This is a genomic window from Natrinema saccharevitans (genome assembly GCF_001953745.1).
Lineage (GTDB): Archaea > Halobacteriota > Halobacteria > Halobacteriales > Natrialbaceae > Natrinema > Natrinema saccharevitans.
The window spans coordinates 2,785,964-2,804,889 of sequence record NZ_LWLN01000001.1 but is presented as its reverse complement, the minus strand read 5'-3'; the positions used below and the strand labels follow the sequence as shown (position 1 = coordinate 2,804,889).

The window sequence follows — 18,926 nt, the reverse complement described above, 5'->3', positions numbered from 1 at the left end:
AAGTGGGGCAGACGATTTCGGTCTAATCCGAACGAACCGATGCACCACCCCGCGAAAGCGTGGGTGGGAAGGGTCAATGCAGGCCGGCCGTCTACCGGCGTGCAGATGAGACCGTGTGTACGTGTAGTCCAGGCGTCCACTGGACCCGTTCCCGGGTCACGATGTTGCGACTCTGTCGCAACGCCGATCCGATGAACGTGGCTACTGTGCCAGCTGGTGGATCGCTCGGCTTGAGAGCTGACGAAGGACGTGCCAAGCTGCGATAAGCCTATGGGAGCCGCACGGAGGCGAAGAACATAGGATCTCCGAATGGGAATCCCCACCGCAATTGCTTCGCGCAATGGGGAACGTCGGGAATTGAAACATCTTAGTACCGACAGGAAAAGAAAGCAAACGCGATGTCGTTAGTATTGGCGAAAGAACGCGATACAGTCCAAACCGAAGCCCTCACGGGCAATGTGGTGTTCGGACTGACGATCACTTCCCGAACGGCGACGCGAAGTCTCTTGGAATAGAGCACGAGACAGGGTGACAGTCCCGTACCGTCGGCAAGTAAGGAACGAGTCAGTTCCAGAGTATCGGGGGTTGGATATCCCTCGTGAATATCGCGGGCATCGACCGCGAAGACTAAACACTCCTCAAGACCGATAGCGAACAAGTAGCGTGAGCGAACGCTGAAAAGCACCCCACGAAGGGAGGTGCAATAGGGCGTGAAATCAGTTGGCGATGGAGCGACAGGGCACACAAGGTCCCGGACGAAATGAATCAGGTGCGAACCTGTAGTAAAAAGTTTGGGAAGCCGGTGTTCTGTCGTACGTTTTGAAAAACGAACCAGGGAGTGTGCCTGTTTGACGAGTCTAACTCGCTCATCGAGGAAGGCGAAGGGAAACCGACATGGCCGCAGTGCGTTGCACGAGGGCCGCCGTGTTCAAGCGCGGGGAGTCAAACGGGCACGACCCGAAACCGGACGATCTAGGCGTGGGCAAGGCGAAGCGTGCCGAAAGGCACGTGGAGGCCTGTTAGAGTTGGTGTCCTACAATACCCTCTCGTGACCTACGTCTAGGGGTGAAAGGCCCATCGAGTCCGGAAACAGCTGGTTCCAACCGAAAGATGTCGAAGCATCACCTCTGCCGAGGTAGTTCGTGGGGTAGAGCGACGGATTGGGGGACCGCACTCCGAGAGGAGTGTGCCCCCCTGTCCAACTCCGAACCTACGAACGCCGCTCGACGCAGGGAGTCCGGTGCACGGGGTAAGCCTGTGTACCGTGAGGGAGACAACCCAGAGCTGGGTTAAGGTCCCCAAGTGTAGACTAAGTGCGATCGAAGGTGGTCTCAAGCCCTAGACAGCCGGGAGGTGAGCTTAGAAGCAGCTACCCTCTAAGAAAAGCGTAACAGCTTACCGGCCGAGGTTTGAGGCGCCCAAAATGATCGGGGCTCAAGTCTACCACCGAGACCTAGCAGCACCACTTAGACTGGTGATCTCGTAGGTTGGCGTTCTGTTCGGGTGGAAGCACGGCTGAGAAGTCGTGTGGACCGTTCAGTAACGAAAATCCTGGTCATAGTAGCAGCGTTAGTCGGGTTAGAACCCCGACGGCCGAACGAGTAAGGGTTCCTCAGCAATGCTGATCAGCTGAGGGTTAGCCGGTCCTAAGTCAGCCCGTAAGTCGAAGCTGACAACAGGGAAATAGGTTAATATTCCTATGCCAGTGTGTACTCAAAGCCAACGCTTTGGGGCCGCCTCTGCCGGGCTTTCGCCCGGTCGAACTATCGAAGTTCGTGGAAGCCGTAATGGCACGAAGCGACCGAATGGTAGGATAGCGCAAGAGAGGTCAACCTAGAGCCCGTGAAAAGGCGAGCACACTGTCCGTACCGAGATCCGACACAGGTACTCGTGGCGGCGAAAGCCAAGGTCTGTCGGGAGCAACCGACGTTAGGGAATTCGGCAAGTTAGTCCCGTACGTTCGCAATAAGGGATGCCTGCCCTGCAATGGGGCAGGTCGCAGTGACTCGGGCGCTCCGACTGTCTAGTAACAACATAGGTGACCGCAAATCCGCAAGGACTCGTACGGTCACTGAATCCTGCCCAGTGCAGGTATCTGAACACCCCGTACAAGGGGACGAAGGACCTGTTAACGGCGGGGGTAACTATGACCCTCTTAAGGTAGCGTAGTACCTTGCCGCTTCAGTAGCGGCTTGCATGAATGGATCAACGAGAGCGCCACTGTCCCAACGTTGGGCCCGGTGAACTGTACGTTCCAGTGCGGAGTCTGGAGACCCCCAAGGGGAAGCGAAGACCCTATAGAGCTTTACTGCAGGCTGTCACTGAGACGTGGTCGCCATTGTGCAGCATAGGTAGGAGGCGGTACACAGGTACCCGCGCTAGCGGGCCACCGAGCCAGCATTGAAATACTACCCGATGGTGACTGCGACTCTCACTCCTGGCGGAGGACACTGGTAGCCGGGCAGTTTGACTGGGGCGGTACGCGCCTGAAAAGATATCGGGCGCGCCCCAAGATTTCCTCATCCGCGTCGGAGACGCGGAACAGAGCGCAAGAGCAAACGGAAGTCTGACAGTGTCCGGCACAACGACGGACGCTGACGCGAAAGCGTGGTCTAGCGAACCAATTAGGCTGCTTGATGCGGCCAATTGCTGACAGAAAAGCTACCTTAGGGATAACAGAGTCGTCACCCGCAAGAGCACATATCGACCGGGTGGCTTGCTACCTCGATGTCGGTTCCCTCCATCCTGCCCGTGCAGAAGCGGGCAAGGGTGAGGTTGTTCGCCTATTAAAGGAGGTCGTGAGCTGGGTTTAGACCGTCGTGAGACAGGTCGGCTGCTATCTATTGGGGGTGTAACGGTATCTGACGGGAACGATCGTATAGTACGAGAGGAACTACGATTGGGTGCCACTCGTGTACCAGCTGTCCGAAAGGGCACGTGCTGGGCAGCGACGCACCACGGGGTAAGAGCTGAACGCATCTAAGCTCGAAACCCACCTGAAAAAGAGATACCACGGAGGCCACTCGTAGAAGACGAGATCGATAGACTCGGGGTGTACGCACCAAGGCAACGAGGTGTTGAGCCCGCGAGCACTAATCGGCCAAGCCACACACTCATACACTACATCGCATTGGATCCGTGACGCGCGAACGGGTCCGGACGCAAACTGGACTACACGTACACTCGGTCTTGGACAGACACCGATTAGGGTTTGACGACGGTTCGAGTCCGTCGGTCGGCGTTACGGCGGCCATAGCGGCGAGGTGCCTCCCGTACCCATCCCGAACACGGAAGATAAGCTCGCCTGCGTTTCGGTCAGTACTGGAGTGGGCGACCCTCTGGGAACCCCGATTCGCCGCCTCCATTCATATCGGCCGATACGGCCGATCTCCCGACAGTGGTCTGACGGCGGTTCGATTCCGCCGGTCGGCATTACAGCGGCCACAGTGGCGAGGTACCTCCCGTACCCATCCCGAACACGGAAGATAAGCTCGCCTACGTTTCGGTCAGTACTGGAGTGGGCGACCCTCTGGGAACCCCGATTCGCCGCTCCCACTCATACTGTAACCCACACAGCAACTGCTGTGTGGGTTTTCGTATTTATTCACCAGCGAGCCTCGTCGCTAGTCGCTATTTCGGTCGAAAGAAAAATAGCCGTAGTCGCTTCGGCCTAGACTAACTGAATGACGTTTCCGTTCGAAGTGACGTGGAGATCACGTCCGAGCTTGTATCCGCGATTGGATGCCAGATCGACGTATCCGGAGAAGCCGCTCATGTCTTGGTGGGCCGGAATCACGTGTTCGGGCTGCAGCGCATCGAGCATCTCGTAGTGGCCTTCCTGACAGAGGTGTCCCGAGACGTGGATATCGTCGTAGATGCGCGCGCCCTGCATGCGGAGGAGTTTCTCGGCCTGATAACGCTGGCCCTCGTTTGTCGGCTCCGGGATCACGCGGGCCGAGAAGACGACCTTGTCGCCGTCTTCCAGTTCGTAGGGCGTCTCGCCGCGGCCCATGCGGGTGAGGGTCGCGCGCGGCTCGCCTTGATGCCCAGTAACGACTGGGAGGAAGTTCTCCTTGCCCTCGTTCATGATCCGCTCGAAGGTCTGCTCGATGGATTGGCGGTAGCCGACCATCTCGACGTCGGAGGGGAAGTCGATCCCGATCTGTTTCGCAGTACCGGAATACGTCTCCATCGAGCGGCCCAGCAGGATCGGCTGTCGGCCGATATCTCGGGCGAACTCGATGAGCGACTTCACCCGGGCGATGTGACTCGAGAACGTCGTCGCGACGATGCCGCCGTTGTAGTCCTCCATGCTGTAGAGGACGTCGCGCAGGTGTTCGCGGGCGACGCTCTCGGAGGGTGTTCGGCCCTTCTTGTTCGCGTTGGTACAGTCCTCGATGTAGGCGAGGACGCCCTCGCCCTCACGGCCGATCTCGCGGAATCGCTCCATGTCGATCGGATCGCCGATGACGGGGGTGTGGTCCATGCGCTTGTCCAGTCCGTAGACGACGGCACCTTCGGGGGTATGGAGGACCGGGTTGATCGCGTCGACGATGGAGTGGGTGACGTTGACGAACTCGAGATCGAGGACGCCGCTGTCGCCGATCGACGTCGTCTCGCCGGGATCCATCGCGATCAGTTCGTTGTCGGCGTCGAACTTGCCTTCCTCCTCGAGTTCGCCTTTGACCAGTTCGAGCGTGAACGGGGAGGCGATGATGGGGGCGTCGTACCGGTGTGCGAGTTTGCTGATCGCACCGATGTGGTCGAGGTGGCCGTGGGTCGGTACGATCGCCTGCACGTCGCCCTCGAGATCGCTCATGATCCGGTCGTCGGGGATGGCACCCATGTCGATCAGATCGAGACTGTGCATCCCTTCGGTTCGGATGTTGTCGTGAATGAGTACCTTCGACAGGTTCAGACCCATGTCGAAGATCACGATGTCGTCGCCAGCGCGGACAGCCGTCATCTGTCGGCCGACTTCCTCGTAACCGCCGATCGTCGCAATTTCGATTTCCATTGGTGGGACCGATCAGAGCAGTCCTGTGGACAGTCACGCGGCCAGAACGGCCGCCGGACGGATATGCTGCACGGCGAGAACCGGCTTGGATCACGTCTCGGGCGGCCGAATCGATGTCCGGCCTCGACTGCGCCACGGACAGCGCCTTTTTCGGATAGTATAGCAACGGCTCTCCCGACGTAAGTAGCCCCGGGTTTCAGCGAGCAAGGGAGCGATCGATCGGGGTCCGTTCGAGACGGGAACCGGTGACAGTGGGAGTTGGAAGCCGGAGACGTGACGGGGGAGCTATCACGCGTGTCTAGGTCGCGACTCGCAGCGGCGCTGACTGGGCCGAGCGGGGCGGTCGGAGACGAGGGGCTGTTCGGTACTCGTGGAGTCGGCGGTTGCCGACGTGGTGGGCCTCTTGGTGTCGGCCACGTGCAACTCGAGCGGTGGTCGGCCGAGACTAATCGGTGATATACTGTTGTTCCCATTCGCGGCGTTGTTCGATGGCTTGCCGGCCGTGGTCGCTGATCTCGTAGTAGTTCGTTCGGCGATCGAGTTGGCCCTTCTCGACGAGGTCTTTGTTGACGAGTGTATCGAGGTTCGGATACAACCGTCCGTGGTTGATCTCGCTGTTGTAGTACGTCTCGACTTCGTCTTTGACGTCTTGGCCGGACGGCTGATCGGCCCCCGCGATTACGTACAGAAGGTCTCGTTGAAACCCAGTCAGATCGTCCATTGTGTACTCGGGTGGACGAACGGGAATCCGACTATTTGTTATCGATTTCGTATCAACCGTTCCACAGTCGTTTCGGGTAACTAACTGAGACTCTCGAAGTGATGATTCCGATTTCACTCGGTAACGACTGACTATGTCGAGGGATCGAGCAGGACGGCTCCGACCGCGTCGACGAACGGGAGTGTCTCGGAGCGGGGACGCGAGCGCTCCGGATCCGTTAGAGGACGAGTCTCGTCGCGAGGGGAGAGCGCAGTCGCTCGAGGTGTCTGCGTTCCGAAGAATGGTGTTCGAACTGTGAAACCCGTTACCGAACGCAAGTAGCCGTATTACAGGCGGGTGACGTTGGTGGCGCGGGGGCCCTTGGGGGCCTGTTCGATGTCGAATTCGATCTCTGTGCCTTCTTCGAGGTCCGGACCGCCAACGTCTTCCATGTGGAAGAAAACGTCATCGTCCGCGTCGTCAGTCTCGATGAAACCGTAGCCGCCTGTGTCGTTGAAGAAATCAACGTTTCCTTTCGCCATTGCAATTCCAGAGAGATCCGCGATGCGTATAACAGTTGTGCAATTATTCCGCCATCGAAAGGAAAATAATGTGCTACAATGTGGGACGGGTGATAAACGAATAGCCGAGAAACGGGTGAAACTGTTTTTCTCGAGGAGGCGTAAAGCGAAATTGGACCGGAACCGCCGGAACGGCTCGAGAATCGGGTTCGATCCGGCACTATGCCCGTCGTCGCTCGTTAGATCCGGCCCGAGCGTTCGTGATACCGTCGATATCGCTAGGCCTGATTCGAATCGGGGTGACCGTCCGTCAAGAACGCCTTCAGGTCGCTTTCGTCTCGAGGACGTGCGTTCGACGGGTGATCGAACAGTGAACGCAGATCGCCGCCGGTGAATCCGATCGCCGTTCGAGGTGACGGACGAGGTCGCGGCGGCGAAGTAGCATCGTTTAGGTGAGTCCGACGGATACGCGGCGGCATGAGCCAGGAACGATCCGCGGGCGTCCCAACGGCCGCCCAGGTCGCGTTGATCGGCCTCTTCGTGACGGCGCTGGTGACCGCACAGTTGACCGCTTCGAAGGTGTTGGCCTTCGAACTCCCCATCGCGCTCCCGATTACCGGGGCACAACTCGCGTTGCCGGGGGCCGCGCTCGCCTACGCACTGACGTTTCTCGCGAGCGACTGTTTCACCGAACTGTACGGTCGCCGCGCCGCACAGGTGGTCGTCAACGTGGGTTTTCTCCTGAACTTCGTCGTCCTCGCGCTGGTCTGGTCGACGATTGCCGCGCCGGCGGCCCCCACGAGCGTCGATCCGGGCGCGTTCGAGACCGCGCTGGGGGCGTCGACGAACGTGGTACTGGGGAGCCTCCTGGCCTACGTCGTCAGTCAGAACTGGGACGTTCTCGTCTTCCATCGGATCCGCGAGTACACCGGCCCCGAGAAGCTCTGGCTTCGGAACATCGGGTCGACGGCGACCAGTCAGGCGATCGACACCGTCATCTTCGTCGTCGTCGCGTTCGCCGTTGCACCCGCCGTCCTCGGCGTCGGTACGGTCCTCAAGCCCGACCTCCTGCTCTCGTTGATCGCCGGGCAGTACCTGCTGAAGCTCGCGATCGCCCTCCTGGACACCCCGATCGTCTACGCTATCGTCTCGCTCGTGCGCTCGCACGAGGAGATCCCGGCCGAGGATGCAAGTACCGCCTGATCGCTCACGGCTCGCAGTCACTCTCTCACAGCCCCGGAGTTTTCGGTCCGAACGGGGAGCGTTTAGTAGCCCGCTCGAGAGGGGAGCGTATGGACGAACGGGTCCGCGAACACGCCGAGGTACTGGTCGACTGGAGCGCGCGAGTCGAGGCGGGCGACGACGTGGTCGTCTCGGTCGGGCCGGACGCCCACGAACTGGCCGTAGCCGTCGCCGAGAAACTCGGCGAGCGGGGCGCAAACCTGCTCGCGACGTACAGTTCGGGCGAGATCACGCGCGCCTATCTGCAGGCCCACGACGACGCGTTCGACGAGAACCCCGCCCACGAACTCGCACTCGTGGAGAACGCCGACGTCTACCTCTCGCTGGGCGGCGGGCGAAACACGAGCGCGACGGCGGACGTGCCGGGCGAGCGCCGGCGGGCGTACACCGAGGCCAGAAGCGAGATCCGGGAGACGCGACTAGGGACCCGCTGGGTGTCGACGGTCCAGCCGACGCGCTCGCTGGCCCAGCAGGCCAATATGGCCTACGAGGAGTATCGGGACTTCGCCTACGACGCAATCTTGCGGGACTGGGAGTCGCTGGCCGACGAGATGGCCCAGTTGAAGGATCTCCTCGACGCGGGTTCGGAGGTCCGACTCGTCTCGAGCGATACCGATCTCACGATGTCGATCGAGGGCCGAACGGCGGTCAACAGCGCCGCTTCCGTGGCCTACGACTCCCACAACTTGCCCAGCGGCGAGGTCTTCACCGCGCCGTACGCGACCGAGGGCGAGGTGACCTTCGACGTGCCGATGACGATCCGGGGCGAGTCCGTCCGGAACGTCCGCCTCGCCTTCGAGGACGGCGCGGTCGTCGACTACGACGCCGAACAGGGCGGCGACGTGATCGGCGACGTCCTCGAGACGGACGACGGCGCGCGCCGGCTGGGCGAACTCGGGATCGGGATGAACCGCGGCATCGACCGCTACACGGACAACATCCTCTTCGACGAGAAGATGGGCGATACCGTCCACCTGGCGCTGGGTCGGGCGTACGACGCCTGTCTCCCCGACGGCGAACCGGGCAACGACTCGGCGGTCCACGTCGACCTGATCACCGACGTCGACGAGGACTCCCGCCTCGAGATCGACGGCGAGGTCGTCCAGCGAAACGGCGTCTTTCGGTTCGAGGACGGGTTCGATGCCTGAGACGAAACGCGCGAGATGACGGGCCGTAGGGAGTGCTTACGATCCTCGAGCGCGCTCGGAAACGCCGGAAGCCGTCCCATACTAATCCGTACGGTACCACTCGCACCGAATACCGCCCCACCGGTGGCGGCCAGTAACCGGTTGGGATCACACGTCCCGGAATCGACCCGCCCACAGTCGTCTGCCCGCCCTGCCGGAGGCGGTTGCGCGCCGGCGGGGCGGCGGGATCGTTCGCTCCCGGAACGGTCCCGGTCTCCCCGCTGGAGTATCCGGCGTCACCGTTTTCGTCACGCTCTCGAGTATCGAGCCCTAACCACGGCTATGCGTGACCACCTTCGAGCGGGAGCGGCGATCTTCAACGCCGGCCACTACCACGCCGCTCACGACGCCTGGGAGGACCGCTGGCTCGACCTCGAGTCCGGCAGCCACGACGAGCGGTTGCTCCACGGTCTCATCCAGTACAGCGGGGCGGTCCACCACGCCGGTGAACACAACTGGGAGGGTGCGGTCGGCCTCGCCGAGAGCGGCGGCGAGTACCTCGCGGGGCTGCCCGCGGACTATCGCGATCTGGGGCTCGATTCGATCCGAACCGCGCTGTCCGAACTCGCGGCCGATCCCGAACGGATCGAGCGAGGACCGCCGGTCCCGATCGAACACGAGGGGGACACCCCCTCGCCCTCGGGGCTCGCGTTCGAGCCGACGGCGATCGCGGCGGTCGTCTTCGCCGAGGAGTTCGGCTACGACCCGGAGCCGGTCGCACGGGCACGGGAGTACGCCGAAGCGGCCCTCGCGGCCGGCGAGGACGACAGTCGGTTCATCACGCTGGTGTTCGATTTCGTCCGAGAAGACGAGCATCGGGGAATCATCTATCAGCGCCTGACTGACCACGTCGGCCGGCGGCGGGCCCGCGAGGAGGACGTCGAGGAACTGTTCTGATCGAGCGTCGGCACTCGACGCTCGGCCGGGGTTCGTCACGCGTTCGTTCGGAGCCTCTCGTTGTCCTGTCGATGGACCGATAGCCGCCGTCGTTCGCCGACGGCCGGAGCTTCAAGTTCGCCCCGTCCGAACGCCGGGTATGGAAATTGGTGCCGTGTTACCACAACTCGAGATCGGTCACGACCCGGAGACGATCGCCGACTACGCACGGCGAGTCGAGTCATCGGGGTACGAACACCTGCTGGCCTACGATCACGTTCTCGGCGTGAATCCGGACCGGGAGGGGTGGGACGGTCCCTACGACTACGAGAGTACGTTCCACGAGCCGCTGACGACCTATTCCTATCTGGCCGGACAGACGGCGGAATTGACCTTCATTACCGGGATTCTGGTCCTCCCGCAACGCCAGACGGCGCTCGTCGCGAAACAGGCCGCCCAGCTGGACCGGTTTACCGACGGGCGGTTCCGGATGGGGGTCGGCGTCGGCTGGAACGAGCCCGAGTACGTCGGGCTCGGCCAGGACTTCTCTCGACGGGGACAACGCATCGAGGAACAGGTCGAGGTCCTGCGGTCCCTGTGGACCGACGAACTCGTCGAGTTCGACGGGGAGTTCCACGAGATTCCCGACGCCGGCATCCGGCCGCTACCAGTCCAGCGACCGATCCCGCTCTGGATGGGCGGGATGGCCGAGCCGGTCAAGCGACGGGTCGCGCGGCTCGCGGACGGCTGGTTACCCCAGTTTCAGCCCGGTGACGACGCCGAGGCCCATCTCGCGGACCTCGCCGAGTACGCCGAGGAGGCGGGCCGGGATCCCGACGACATCGGACTCGGCGGTCGGATGTACGCCGTGCCCGACGAGGAAGACGAGTGGATCGAGCGCGCACAGGCCTGGCGGGAGCTGGGGGCCGACTACCTCTCGATCACGACGATGTATCAGGGCCTCGAGGGGGCGGAGCATACGGCCCACCTCGAGCGGGTCGCCGAGGTACTGGACGAGACCGATCTGTTATAGCTTATTCGTGCCCGGCTACCGGTAATGGCTCGTAGGGCTCCTCGAGATACGCCACGTCCGACTCCGAGAGATCGATCTCGAGGGCCTCGACGGCGTCCTCTAAGTGTTCGACGCTGGTCGTGCCGACGATCGGCGCGTCGACCCAGTCCTTGTGCAACAGCCAGGCCAGCGAGATCTGGGCCATCGAGACGCCCCGGTCGGCGGCCAGTTCCCCGATCCGTTCGTTGATCTTCTCGCCGCCGCCCTGGAGATAGGACATCTGCTCGAGGTACTGGTCGGTCCGTCCCCGCGTGGTCGACTCGATCTCCTCGTGGGGGCGGGTCGCGACGCCGCGGGCCAGCGGCGACCACGGGATCACGCCGATGTCTTCCTTGTCACAAAGCGGCAGCATCTCGCGTTCCTCCTCGCGATAGAGGACGTTGTAGTGGTTCTGCATCGTCGCGAACCGCTCGAGGCCGAGCGTGTCGCTGGTCCGGAGGGCATCGGCGAACTGGTGGGCCCACATCGAGGAGGTGCCGATGTAGCGCACCCGCCCGCGTCGGACGGCGTCGTCCAGCGCCCGCAGGGTCTCGTCGATCGGCGTCTCGTAGTCCCAGCGGTGGGTCTGGTAGAGGTCGATGGTGTCCATCCCGAGCCGCTCTAAGCTGGCCTCGAGTTCCTGTTCGATGGCTTTGCGGGAGAGGCCGCTGGCGTTCGGGTTGTCGGGGTCCATCTCGCCGAAGACCTTCGTCGCGACGACATGCGAGTCGCGGTCGTAGCCCGCGAGCGCGTCGCCGAGGATCTCCTCGGACTCGCCCGTGGAGTAGACGTTCGCGGTGTCGAAGAAGTTGATACCGAGATCGATCGCGCGGTCGATCAGCGCCTCGCTCTCCTCGGGGTCGAGCATCCACTCCCGCCCCGTGCCGAAACTCATGCAACCGAGACAGATTCGACTGACCGTCATACCAGTCGAGCCGAGCGTCGTATACTCCATAGGGTTCGCTCCGATGGGAACCGACTAAAAATCGGGGCTCGGCCGAATCGATTGCCGGCTCCGGTCAGGCGTCCGGCTCGACGACCCGCTCCTCGCCGTCGTAGTACGCGGAGTTGTCCTGCGGGTCGTAGCCAAGCGCCTCTCGAGCGCGCGCGATCGAGTAGTACTTGCGGTCGTTGTCGGAGATGCCGTAGACGATCTCGTAGTCGTAGTCCGCACGAATGCAGCGGTCGAACAGGTGCGCGCAGTCGCGGTAGGAGAGCCACATCGCCTGTCCGCGCTCGTAGCCGATCGGCGGGTGACCCTGCGTGAGGTTCCCGATGCGAACGCAGGCGACCGAGAGGTCGTGTTCGTCGTGATAGTACCGACCCAGCGTCTCGCCAGCAGCCTTAGAGACGCCGTAGAGGTTGCTCGGTCGAGGCAGTTCGGTCCCGTCGAGCAGGTAGTCGTCGTGTTCGCGATACATCTCGGGCGTTCGCTCGTCGGTTTCGTAGTTACCGACGGCGTGGTTCGAGGAGGCGAAGACGACTTTTTCGACGTCGGCGTCGACGGCTGCCTCGAAGACCGTCTGCGTCCCGTCGATGTTGTTCGTCAGGACGCTGTTCCACGGCGCTTCCGGCCGCGGATCGCCCGCGAGATGGATTACGACGTCGATGCCGTCCATCGCCTCCCGGACGGTCTCGGCGTCGGTGATATCCGCGACGACGAACTCGCCCGGCTGGTCGTCGGTCGACGGCTCCCGATCCAGTAATCGCCACTCGTAGTCGTCCGCGAGGCCGCCGAGGATGGCGCTTCCGACCCGCCCCGCAGCCCCGGTGAGCAGGACTGACTGTACCATTCGTTCGGTGGAAGGGAAAGCGTCGATAAGTACCATGCGGTTTGCCGGGCATGCGCTCGGTGATGTCACACGCCCGTCGACCGCCTCACTCTCGAACCGACTCGAGTCGCATCAGCGGATAGCCGTCTTCCATCGCCATGCGGGTGACGACTGTACAGCCCTCGTAGTCGACGACGATCTCGACCTCGAGGAACCGCCCCGTCAGTTCGGTGTAGTCGGCCGTCGACTCGGCGAGTTCGGCCTCGAGTTCGGCGGTTCGGACGTCGACGGTGACCGCGCGACAGTGGGGCTGGTTCTCGATCGATTCCTCCATCGCCGTGGCGAGGTCTGGCGCGCTCTCAGGTGAAACGGGCGTGCCGGCGAACTGGTGATACAGCGAGCCGAACTTGATGCCGGCCTCGAAACAGGCCGTCTCGGCGTCGGTCGGCGTTTCGTCTGCTGGCATGAATGAACGCTCGCCGGCGGTCGGGAAGGGGATTCCGATGTGACTGGAGCCACGATCTCGGTGTCCCGGTCACGCGGCTCGCGTCTGCCCGTCCGTCCGGAGCGATCGTCGGTCCGCTGTCCCGAACGGGCCGGACTCGAGCGGTCCGACCGAAGCCAGAGGACCTCCCTTTCGAAATCGCGTCGCCGTTCGACCGCTATCGATCCGCTCGCGACCGATTTCACTTTCACTTTCGGGCTATCTTTTAACCCCGGTGGCCGCAAAGACGGTGACATGAGCCAAGCGACGCTCGGCGACGACGAGGAACTGTTCGGGGAAGCCGCCAACGAGATGCGCGAGGACGTCGAGTCCTCGCTCGCGGACGCCTGGTCGGCCCTGCCCGACGCCGACGACGTCTGGGAGACCGACGCGGACAACGTGTTGGGCGCGCTCAACGGGCTCAACTCCGCGCTGGAGGTCGGCGACGCCGAGGACCACCTCCGCGACGCGAAGAAGTGGTTCACGATGGGCCAACGCGCCGACGCCTTCGACGACGCCGACGACCTCGAGGCCGACATCGAGGCCCTCGAGGACGCGATGACGGATATCGCCGAGGCCGGCGAACAGGTCGGCGAACTCACCTCGACGATTCCGGCGCTTCGGGGAACACTGCAGGACGCCGGTCCCGCGGACGACGCAGACGACGAGTCGGCCGACGCCGGGGACGACGCGGAAGACGAGGAGTAATCGGTCGCCGCCCCCATCGCTCCCTATCGGTCCGCCGGCCGCGAGACGTCGCGTTCGGCGACTGCCTCGAGGAGGCGGGCCAGCGCGTCGCCGGCGAGATCGAGCAGTTCCGCGCCGCGAGCAGCGTCGCCCTCGGTCGGATCACCGACGACTCCGTTCTCCGTAAATTCGGCCGCGTCGTAGGCCAGATTAGCGTGACTCGTCCACTCGCCCCAGCCGTCGGCAGCGCCGTCTCTGGCCTCGACGATGCGCTCTTCCCGGATCGAGTCGGGATCGCAGTGGCGTAGCAGGGCCGTCTCGAGGGGGCCGCCGTGGCCCATGTCGGCGCTGTGGTCGTCGACGGCCTCGAACCAGGTGAAGGGAACGACGTAGGCGTCGCCGTCTCGCGTCAGTTGGCCGCCGACTTCCCGGAGGGCGTCGACGTTGCCGCCGTGGCCGTTGACGATGACGACGCGATCGAAGCCGTGGTCGGCGAGGCTCGCGACGGCCTCGCCGACGTAGTCCCGAAACGTGTCCGCGGAGACCCACATCGTGCCCGGGAACTGGCGGTGTTCCTCGGCGACACCGACCGGGATCGCCGGGGCGCGGACGACCTTGCGTTCACAGCGGTCGACCCCGGCGTCGGCGACCGCCTCGGCGGTCGCCACGTCCGTCCCGAGTGGGGCGTGTGGCCCGTGCTGTTCCGTGCTCCCGACGGGAACGACCGCGAGGTCGGTCTCGAGATCCCGAACGTCCGTCCACGTCGCCGTCGTGAGATCCATGGCGGAGTATGCCGACCCCGGAGATATGAAACCCGCGATGGAAGCGTAGTCGACCGCTGTCGCGGGGAGCGTGACGCGGCGCTCGAGGCGAAAAAGACCGGCCTGCAAGTTCCCGGGCGAGCGTTATCCGCGGTGCCGTGAAAGGCCGCTCGTGTGTTCAGCGGTGCCCGCGTTCTCGACGGTATCCGCGATCTCGTCCCCGACTGGGGCGTGGTCCTCGCCGCGGTCGCGACCCAGCTCGGCGACGGCTGGTGGCTCCTCGCGCTCGGACTCGGCGCGTCGTGGGCGATCGCGTGGCGACGGCCACGTCATCCCGATCATCGGTCCGGAGCCGGCCGTCCCACTAGTCGGGCCGACGGTCCCTGGATCCTCGCGGTCATCGTCGGCGGGCTGGCGGTGATGACGACGTTGAAACACTTTTTCGCGTTGCCGCGTCCCGACCTCGCGACGGTCGAGCCGGCGTTTCTCCCGCGGTTGCTCGAGCCGCTGTACTACTCGGTCGCCACCGCCGGCGGCTACGGTTTTCCCAGCGGCCACGCGGTCGGCGCGACCGTCACCTACGGCCTGTTCGCGCTGGTCCTCGAGGCCGGAACCCGCCGACTCCGCCTCGCGGTCGCCGCTTCGCTCGTCGCCGTCGTCTCGGCCACCCGGCTCGTCCTCGGCGTTCACTACCCGCTCGACGTCGTTGCGGGGGTCGTCGTCGGCGGTGCGTATCTCGCCGTCGCGTGGTGGCTCCTCGAGCGGTCGCCGTTCGACCGAACGATCACCGCATCGGGGCTCGCACTGACGCTGGCCGGAGTGGCGGCGCTCGCGAGCGGGGGTGCGGACAGCGCCGTCGGGTACGTCGCGCTCGTCGCCGGCGCGCTCACAGGGTGGGTCGGCGGTCGGGCGCTCCCGATGCCCGCGACCGGACGGTATCACACGGGCGTCCTGTTGCTCGCGGTCGGGGCGCTGACGACCGTCGGTGTCTCCCTCTTCGACGGCCGGCCGCGACTGATCGCGTCGGCGACGCTGCTCGGTCTTCTGGCGGGAGTCCCGACGGCCGTGATTTCGGGCTCGAGGGTGGGCGGGCCGGCATCGAACTGACCCGTCACATCACGGCGAACGCAGGCCCAACCCGTTTGCGTCGGCGACTCCTTCGCCGACGTATGCCCGACGACAGCCGCGAACTCGGCCTCGAGCTCGGCGACTTACAGGAGACCCTCGAGAGCGAGTCGTACCCGATCGGCCACGACGAACTGCTCGCGAAACACGGCGACGAAACGATCGAGATGAGCGGAAACACGACGACGCTCGCGGACCTCATCGGCCCGCTCGGCGAGGACGAGTACCGTGACTACGAGGCGGTCGAGGGAGCGATCGTGAACATGGTCGGCGACGAGGCGATCGGACGGAAAAACTACAGCGACCGGACCCCGCCCGCCGCGGGCGAAGAAAGACAGGACGAGGGAGGGCCGAACCAGGACGACCAGGACGGACAGGAATCGTTTTAGCTCAACCGGACTGCTGTCCGTCAGTCCCGACGCGATCGCGGGCCGTCGCGATCGCTCCGCGACCCAGTGACAGCAGACCGTCTCAGTCGTCGCCGGCTTCGGTCCGGGCCTGTCGGCGCTGGGCGCGCTCGATAAACTCCTGGGGTAACTCGTCGATCTCGCCGGCCTGCACGCCCCAGAGGTGGGAGTAGAGGCCGCCGTTTTCCAGCAGTTCCTCGTGGGTGCCCCGTTCGACGATCTCGCCGCCCTCGAGGACCAGCACCTGATCGGCGTCCTTGATCGTCGAGAGCCGGTGGGCGATGGCGAAGGTGGTCCGGTCCTCCGCGAGATCGTCGATCGAGCGCTGGATGAGCATCTCCGTCTCGGTGTCGACGTCGCTGGTCGCCTCGTCCAAGACGAGGATATCCGGGTCCTTGAGGATCGCGCGGGCGATCGAGAGCCGCTGGCGCTGGCCGCCGGAGAGTTTGACGCCGCGCTCGCCGACCTCGGTGTCGTACCCCTCGGGCAGGTTGGTGATGAACTCGTGGGCCTCGGCCATCTTCGCGGCCTCGATCACGGCCTCGCGGTCGGCGTCGAAGGTGCCGTATTTGATGTTCTCCTCGACGCTGCCGTAGAAGAGGAACGTGTCCTGGCTGACGTAGCCCAGCGACTCGCGCAGACTCCGCAGGGTCACGTCCTGTACCCGCTGGCCGTCGACGCGGATCTCACCCTCGTCGACATCGTACATCCGCAAGAGGAGCTTCAGCACCGTCGACTTGCCGGCCCCGGTGGGACCGACCAGTGCGAGCGTCTCGCCGCCCTCGACGGTGAAGTCGATGTCCTCGAGGATCGTCTCCTCGTCGTAGCCGAAGGAAACCTCGTCGTACTCGACCCGGCCCTCGGTCACCTCGAGATCGGGGGCGTCGGGCTCTTCCCCGACCCGGTTGGGTTCGTCCATCAGCCCGAAGATACGGGCGCTCGAGGCGCGGGCCCGCTGGTACATGTTGATGATCTGTCCGAACTGGGCCATCGGCCAGATGAAACGCTGGGTGTAGAGGATGAAGACGACGAACATCCCCGTCGAGAGGTCGCCGGTGAACGGTCCCGGTGGTCCCTGCGTGACCCAGAGGCCGCCGACCAGGAAGGTGATGACGAAGCCGATCCCCGCGAGGACCCGCAGCCCGGGGAAGAACTTGATCCGGGTGCGGATCGCCCCCCAGTTGGCGTCGAAGTACTCCCGGGAGACGTCCTCGACGCGGTCGGATTCGTAGGACTCGGTCGTGCTGGACTTGATGACCTGAATGCCGCCGAGGTTGTTCTCGAGCCGGGAGTTGACCTTGCCGACGGTCGAGCGCACCTGGGCGTACTTGGGCTGGATGGTCTGGATGAACAGGTAGGTGAAGACGGCGATCAGCGGCACCGGAAGCAGTGCGACCAGCGCGAGTTGCCAGTTGATCGCGAGCAACAATCCGCCGATCCCGACCACCATCACGAGCAACCGAAAGAGGGAGTTCATCCCGTCGTTCAAGAACTTCTCGAGGCGGTTGACGTCGTTAGAGAGGATCGACATCATCTCCCCGGTCTGTTTGTCGGCGAAAAAACCCATGTCGAGGCGTTGCATCTCGTCGTAGGTGTCGGTCCGAACGTCGTGTTGGACGTTCTGGGCGAACGTGTTGAACCCCCAGTTTCGGGTCCAGTGAAAGACCGCCGAGAGGAGAAACGCGCTCGCGATGATCCCGATCGTCAACCAGAACTGGGCCATCCGGCCGTCGGGAACGTGCGGTCCGACGAGTCCGCCGCCGACCGGGAACGCCTCGGCGTAGGGGACCTCTTGCCGAATCACGGCGTCGATCGCGACCCCGAGCATGAGCGCGGGCAGCAGGTCCAGAATCCGGGCGAAGAAGCTCGCGATGACCCCGACGATCGCGGCGCCCGTGTAGTTCGACCCGTACTCCCGGAACAACCGCTTCATCGGGTTCTCGATCTCCTCGCGTTGTTCCTCGAAGGGATCGTCCTCGTCCCAATCGACGCCACTCATTGCACACGGCTCCGGGATCGCCGGCAATAAGGGTTACCTACGAATCGAAACACGTCAGGGGCGGACGGCCGCCGTCGGGGCCGAGTCGGGATCGACGAGCGCCCACCGCTCGAGCGCGTCGAAGCCGGGGGTAACCTCGAAGATAGCCGTCTCGGCCGACTCGAGGTCGATCTCGACCCGATCGCCGACCTCGATCCCGGTCTCGTTCGCGTAGCCGCGGGGCACCTCGAGGACCCACTTCCCGCGACCCGAGTACTCGAGGTCGTTACCGTCCTCGCCGGGCTCGGGCGCTCGGGCGTGGTGAATCCGGGTGATCTCTCGGTCGGCGTCGATGAAGATGATGTCGATGTCGAAGTCCATCTCGCGCATCACGTAGGTCAGCTCCTGCTCCCGATTGTGGACGAACAGCATGCCGTTGCCCCGCTCGAGGGAGTCGTGATCGCTCAGGCCGGTGTAGCGTTCCGAGCGATCGTCGGCGACCTCGACGTCGACGGCGGCTTTGGGTTCGGTGCCGGCTCGGTCAGCGGTTCCACCGTCGCCGGTACCGGTACTCGAGTCGGCGTCAGCGTCCCTACCCGCGTCGCCGCCATCACCATCGGCGGCGTCGCCGCCGTCAGTCCCACCGCTGGAGTCGTTCCCATCGTTGGCTCCGGTTGCAGTGCCGGCTCCGGTATCCGATCGCGTGGTCGACTCCTCGTCGGCCCCGTCGTCGAAGATCCGAACTTCGCCCTCGTCGGGCCCCCACGGAACCGAGACGAAGCCGGCTTGCACGAGGACGGCACCGATGATCGAGACGGCGGCGATCACCAGCAGCCCCTTCCAGACGGACTCGAGCGCCATGCACGATTTCTGTGGGGCCAGAGAGTAAAGGTTATTCGGACGGACCCACTCGTCTCGGGTGCGGGCTCGTGGTCTAGCTGGTCATGACGCGGCCTTTACAAGGCCGAGGTCGGTGGTTCGAACCCGCCCGAGCCCACTTCCTGCTGCGAGCAACTTCGCGAGCAGCAGGTACGTGGACCGAGGGCGGTTCGAACCCTGCAAGTCGCAGCGCGAACGAAGTGAGCGACCGTCTTGCTTCGGTTCGAACCCGCCCGAGC

At 64.0% G+C, this 18,926-nt stretch carries 15 protein-coding genes, 1 tRNA gene, 3 rRNA genes and 1 pseudogene; 11 read left to right on the top strand and 9 right to left on the bottom strand.

The annotated features are described in order from the left end of the window. Positions 1 to 192: 192 nt before the first annotated feature. The 3 genes from A6E15_RS14290 to rrf (A6E15_RS14280) all read left to right on the top strand — a co-directional run bounded on the left by A6E15_RS14290 (position 193) and on the right by rrf (A6E15_RS14280) (position 3,555). A 23S ribosomal RNA gene (locus A6E15_RS14290) occupies positions 193 to 3,114 on the top strand. Between the two features lie 128 nt (positions 3,115 to 3,242). Continuing rightward, positions 3,243 to 3,364 (top strand): 5S ribosomal RNA (rrf, locus tag A6E15_RS14285). Between the two features lie 69 nt (positions 3,365 to 3,433). Then, a 5S ribosomal RNA gene (rrf, locus tag A6E15_RS14280) occupies positions 3,434 to 3,555 on the top strand. 115 nt (positions 3,556 to 3,670) lie between these two features. Here rrf (A6E15_RS14280) and A6E15_RS14275 read toward each other — a convergent pair. The 3 genes from A6E15_RS14275 to A6E15_RS14265 all read right to left on the bottom strand — a co-directional run bounded on the left by A6E15_RS14275 (position 3,671) and on the right by A6E15_RS14265 (position 6,259). Next, the gene (locus A6E15_RS14275; protein ID WP_076147161.1) at positions 3,671 to 5,017 is read right to left on the bottom strand and encodes a ribonuclease J; all 1,347 of its coding nucleotides are present in this window, start codon (positions 5,015 to 5,017) and stop codon (positions 3,671 to 3,673) included. 445 nt (positions 5,018 to 5,462) lie between these two features. Next, entirely contained in the window at positions 5,463 to 5,738 is a 276-nt protein-coding gene (locus tag A6E15_RS14270) for a helix-turn-helix transcriptional regulator (RefSeq protein ID WP_076147159.1), read from the bottom strand. A 326-nt stretch (positions 5,739 to 6,064) separates the two neighbouring features. Then, positions 6,065 to 6,259, bottom strand: a complete 195-nt coding sequence (locus tag A6E15_RS14265) for a cold-shock protein (protein ID WP_006182670.1) — start codon at positions 6,257 to 6,259, stop codon at positions 6,065 to 6,067. A 456-nt stretch (positions 6,260 to 6,715) separates the two neighbouring features. On the opposite strand from A6E15_RS14265, the gene A6E15_RS14260 reads away from it, so the two are divergent. From A6E15_RS14260 to A6E15_RS14245, 4 genes are all read left to right on the top strand, one after another. Next, positions 6,716 to 7,441, top strand: a complete 726-nt coding sequence (locus A6E15_RS14260) for a queuosine precursor transporter (protein WP_076147157.1) — start codon at positions 6,716 to 6,718, stop codon at positions 7,439 to 7,441. Between the two features lie 89 nt (positions 7,442 to 7,530). Beyond that, the gene (locus A6E15_RS14255; RefSeq protein WP_076147155.1) at positions 7,531 to 8,628 is read left to right on the top strand and encodes an aminopeptidase; all 1,098 of its coding nucleotides are present in this window, start codon (positions 7,531 to 7,533) and stop codon (positions 8,626 to 8,628) included. Between the two features lie 321 nt (positions 8,629 to 8,949). Continuing rightward, positions 8,950 to 9,564 carry a DUF309 domain-containing protein gene (locus A6E15_RS14250; RefSeq protein ID WP_076147153.1) on the top strand — a complete coding sequence of 205 codons (615 nt, stop codon included), beginning with the start codon at positions 8,950 to 8,952 and terminating at the stop codon, positions 9,562 to 9,564. A 139-nt stretch (positions 9,565 to 9,703) separates the two neighbouring features. Continuing rightward, entirely contained in the window at positions 9,704 to 10,576 is an 873-nt protein-coding gene (locus A6E15_RS14245; protein WP_076147151.1) for an LLM class F420-dependent oxidoreductase, read from the top strand. A gap of 1 nt (position 10,577) precedes the next feature. On the opposite strand, the gene A6E15_RS14240 is transcribed toward A6E15_RS14245, so the two are convergent. The 3 genes from A6E15_RS14240 to A6E15_RS14230 form a co-directional block, all read right to left on the bottom strand. Next, positions 10,578 to 11,549, bottom strand: coding sequence for an aldo/keto reductase (locus tag A6E15_RS14240; RefSeq protein ID WP_076147150.1), 972 nt, complete (start codon positions 11,547 to 11,549; stop codon positions 10,578 to 10,580). 64 nt (positions 11,550 to 11,613) lie between these two features. Beyond that, complete coding sequence (azf, locus tag A6E15_RS14235) at positions 11,614 to 12,387, bottom strand: NAD-dependent glucose-6-phosphate dehydrogenase Azf (RefSeq protein WP_076147148.1); 774 nt, start codon at positions 12,385 to 12,387, stop codon at positions 11,614 to 11,616. A gap of 85 nt (positions 12,388 to 12,472) precedes the next feature. Then, positions 12,473 to 12,832 carry a dihydroneopterin aldolase family protein gene (locus A6E15_RS14230; protein ID WP_076147146.1) on the bottom strand — a complete coding sequence of 120 codons (360 nt, stop codon included), beginning with the start codon at positions 12,830 to 12,832 and terminating at the stop codon, positions 12,473 to 12,475. 273 nt (positions 12,833 to 13,105) lie between these two features. Between A6E15_RS14230 and A6E15_RS14225 the strand changes: the two genes are divergently transcribed. Next, complete coding sequence (locus tag A6E15_RS14225; RefSeq protein ID WP_076147145.1) at positions 13,106 to 13,558, top strand: DUF5790 family protein; 453 nt, start codon at positions 13,106 to 13,108, stop codon at positions 13,556 to 13,558. Positions 13,559 to 13,581: 23 nt separating this feature from the next. Here A6E15_RS14225 and A6E15_RS14220 read toward each other — a convergent pair whose 3' ends face one another. Beyond that, positions 13,582 to 14,319 carry a creatininase family protein gene (locus A6E15_RS14220; RefSeq protein ID WP_076147143.1) on the bottom strand — a complete coding sequence of 246 codons (738 nt, stop codon included), beginning with the start codon at positions 14,317 to 14,319 and terminating at the stop codon, positions 13,582 to 13,584. 153 nt (positions 14,320 to 14,472) lie between these two features. On the opposite strand from A6E15_RS14220, the gene A6E15_RS14215 reads away from it, so the two are divergent. After that, positions 14,473 to 15,405: a phosphatase PAP2 family protein gene (locus tag A6E15_RS14215; protein ID WP_076147141.1), complete on the top strand. Its 933-nt coding sequence runs from the start codon at positions 14,473 to 14,475 to the stop codon at positions 15,403 to 15,405. Between the two features lie 62 nt (positions 15,406 to 15,467). Continuing rightward, positions 15,468 to 15,812, top strand: a complete 345-nt coding sequence (locus A6E15_RS14210) for a DUF5789 family protein (RefSeq protein ID WP_076147140.1) — start codon at positions 15,468 to 15,470, stop codon at positions 15,810 to 15,812. An 82-nt stretch (positions 15,813 to 15,894) separates the two neighbouring features. On the opposite strand, the gene A6E15_RS14205 is transcribed toward A6E15_RS14210, so the two are convergent. Both A6E15_RS14205 and A6E15_RS22055 read right to left on the bottom strand, forming a co-directional pair. After that, the gene (locus tag A6E15_RS14205) at positions 15,895 to 17,829 is read right to left on the bottom strand and encodes an ABC transporter ATP-binding protein (protein ID WP_076147139.1); all 1,935 of its coding nucleotides are present in this window, start codon (positions 17,827 to 17,829) and stop codon (positions 15,895 to 15,897) included. Between the two features lie 54 nt (positions 17,830 to 17,883). Further along, positions 17,884 to 18,336: pseudogene (locus A6E15_RS22055) on the bottom strand (DUF192 domain-containing protein); the annotation flags it as partial. A 395-nt stretch (positions 18,337 to 18,731) separates the two neighbouring features. On the opposite strand from A6E15_RS22055, the gene A6E15_RS14195 reads away from it, so the two are divergent. Further along, positions 18,732 to 18,805, top strand: a tRNA-Val gene (locus A6E15_RS14195). The last annotated feature ends 121 nt before the right edge of the window (positions 18,806 to 18,926 follow it).